The sequence below is a fragment of the Micromonospora sp. DT15 genome (assembly GCF_049841475.1).
Taxonomy (GTDB): Bacteria; Actinomycetota; Actinomycetes; order Mycobacteriales; family Micromonosporaceae; genus Micromonospora.
In genome coordinates this window covers 1-275 of record NZ_JBNCKJ010000034.1, presented here as the reverse complement: position 1 = coordinate 275, position 275 = coordinate 1, and the positions used below count along the sequence as shown (strand labels likewise).

The window sequence follows — 275 nt, the reverse complement described above, 5'->3', positions numbered from 1 at the left end:
AGTTGCAGGTTGCAGGCGTTGACGGTCATGGTCTGGTCGGCGTTGGTGCGCAGCAGCTCACCGTGGCTGATGTCGTTGGTCCAGGTGGCACCGCTGTTGGCCTTACCCGCGAACGGGTTGCTCTCGCTGGTGGCCTGCGGCGTCCACGACCCACCTAGGCTGGTGGCCGTGAACGAGCGGAAGTAGCGACCCTGCGAACCGATCGCCTCGACGATCATGAGGTACTTGTTCAGGCCCTGGAGCTTGTAGACCTGCACGGCCTCGAACAGGTTGTT

1 protein-coding gene is annotated in these 275 nt (G+C 62.9%); it reads right to left on the bottom strand.

Translation table 11 applies throughout. The features are described 5' to 3' along the window. Positions 1–275: non-reducing end alpha-L-arabinofuranosidase family hydrolase (locus tag ACLQ3F_RS31620; RefSeq protein WP_425853368.1), on the bottom strand; the 275-nt coding region annotated here is incomplete at both ends.